The sequence below is a fragment of the Metasolibacillus meyeri genome (genome assembly GCF_003049505.1).
GTDB lineage: Bacteria > Bacillota > Bacilli > Bacillales_A > Planococcaceae > Metasolibacillus > Metasolibacillus meyeri.
Map to the genome: position 1 here is coordinate 1 of NZ_PYWN01000242.1, position 2,488 is coordinate 2,488.

Annotated in this window: 2 protein-coding genes; both read left to right on the top strand. The window is 35.8% G+C overall.

Annotation, left to right across the window (positions count from 1 at the left end; genetic code table 11):
• Positions 1–728, top strand: a 728-nt coding sequence (locus C9J34_RS21285) for a DnaD domain-containing protein (protein ID WP_107842160.1), incomplete at its 5' end; no start/stop codon positions are given.
• 663 nt (positions 729–1,391) lie between these two features.
• The gene (locus C9J34_RS21290) at positions 1,392–2,120 is read left to right on the top strand and encodes an SH3 domain-containing protein (RefSeq protein ID WP_107842161.1); all 729 of its coding nucleotides are present in this window, start codon (positions 1,392–1,394) and stop codon (positions 2,118–2,120) included.
• Positions 2,121–2,488: the final 368 nt, after the last annotated feature.

Here is a 2,488-nt window from a genome sequence, read left to right on the forward strand (position 1 = left end):
ATGGTGAGAATGCCTTTTCCTCTGGATTAAAGGAATTGAAGCAACTCGGTTATGTGAAAAAAGAGCGACGCCGCAACCAGAGTGGAAAATTTGAGTGGGTGACGGTTGTTTATGAAGTGCCGCAAAATGATGAACCATCCTCCGATTTACCACACATGGAAAATGCATCTGTGGTCGAACCATCTATGGAAAAACCATCCGTGGAAAATCAAGAACTACTAAATACTAATTTAGTAAGTACTAATCTATTAAATACTGATTTACTAAAGAATAATGATGAACAGGCTACACCAATAAACGCTATCACATTTTATCATGAGAATGGCTTCGGTATCCTATCTTCATATATTCGTGAAAAAATAGCTGCATGGATAGATGCTATGGGGGATGAGCTGGTGATTCATGCGATGAAGCTAGCGATTGAAAATAACGTGGTTCGTTGGAACTATGTAGAAACGATTTTAAAAGGCTGGTCACAGCAAAATGTTAAAACGTTAGCGCAAGCAGAAGAGGCGAAACGGCGCTTTGCTATGACTAAAAATAAGCATGCGCAACAGAAGCAGGGAAGATATGTGGAGATTGTGCCAGAATGGTTCCATAAAACACCATCACAGAAAGCTCTTGAGCCGAGTGTGAAAAATGAAGAGATGGATATTGAAGCAGAAACTGAAAAATTATTTAGAGCGTATCGAGAGAGTACAAAACGATGGAAGGAGCTTTCAAAATGAGGAAATTGATTTTGAGGCAGAGGTGAAGCGATCACTGAATTTTGTGGGAAATATTTCCGTTTGAAGTGATGTTATTAACTTATTTTTATATGAAAATTAGATTATTTGCATAAACATTGGACGTATCTAACTTTTTCAAGGACTAAATAAACCAATTTACCTTTCCGGAAGGGCGTTGATATGACTATATATCCTCGAAAAGTAAAGAACGACTAGATACTCTCACTGAAAGTTTGCATATGAATTAGGTAGACGCTTCAAAAATGAGGTGTCTATTTTTTATGTGCCGAAAGGATGTGATCATACAAAGCATCGACAAAATATATGGTCTCTTCTAGAACAATGCCCTATTCCATGGCTTACAGAATTGAAAAGTTAAATCAATAGCTAATTGGCTGGGGTGGCTATTTTGCTTATTCTATATTTAAAACAGTAGATGGATGAAACGAAGATTACGTATGTGTCTATAATACAAAGCGCACTTTCTGTATTAGTAAAAAGGATTTTTCAAAATGTCTGTCTTTTATTGGGAGCATAGGTTGTTTATTTTGAAGTAAATAGCAGATGAAGATAATAATAGAAATTCCTTTGTTATCCATGTATAGTAGAGGGGAAGAAGGAAAGTTTTATGCAATATTAGTGAGGAGAAAGGAATGATTTGTTATGAAGAAATTAGGCATAATAATTACATTTTTGTGTGTGCTGTTGAGTGGATTTTTTTGGAGTGAAGACAATACATATGCAAAAAATCAAAGCCTGGCAGATTTTGATGTGAGTGGGTTGAAGTATACTTTAAAGGTTTCAAAATCTAGCGCAACTGTTAAGGAATTACCTTCCAATTCATCCCAAACAATCGGCACTATTAAAGGTGGAGAATTCGTTATTTCTATCCACACCGCAGAGGATGGATGGTTGCCTATTATATTTAATGGTCAGTATGGATTTGTTGCAATAAATCAAATTGAATTTGATTTACCGTACACAATTAGTCGATCTAATTCTAAAAGTGGTGTAGTAGTGAAAGAAAAACCACTAGCAGACAGTAATACAGTGGGAACCATCAGCTCTGGAATATTAATGCATAATTACGGAGAGATGAAGAATGGTTATTCGTATGTTCAATATGGAAACATCATAGGCTATGTTAAAACAAGTGCTATTACGAATCCTAAACCAGTAGTGAAATATATTAGCAATTCAACTGACTATATCAACTCGTACCTCATTGCAAGCAAAGCATTTGGAAGTGCTAGATTAATTCAAACTGGGAAAAAAGTTCATGTATATGGAACAATTGGAGGTTGGTCTTATATTGATGAATATCCTGATAATGGAGAAATCTCTGGTTTGTATATTGAATCAAAATACTTGGTAGATAAAAAAATCAAGTAAAAGTGCCCAATATGTCACAATGAATGATTCAAGCGTAATTTGCTATACAAATTCACTTGAACTTTAGCGCAAAAACACTCGTTAAAAACGGGTGTTTTTGTTTGGAGAAATGTCCCTCACCTATCTAAAAATTTGTATATAACCTGCAAGGGACATGTCATTCAAATTTTTAGAAGAGGGGCTCCATCGTCAGAGTAGAGAAAAATAAGAACTATACGGTCATAAATAATACATCCTTGTACGATCATTGTCTGAGCTGGAAAGCGATGCATGTATTTATGCTGTCGAAACCAGATGACTGGACATTCTACAAGACAGAGCTGATGCAGTGGGCAAAGGATGGTGAGAATGCCTTTTCCTCTGGATTA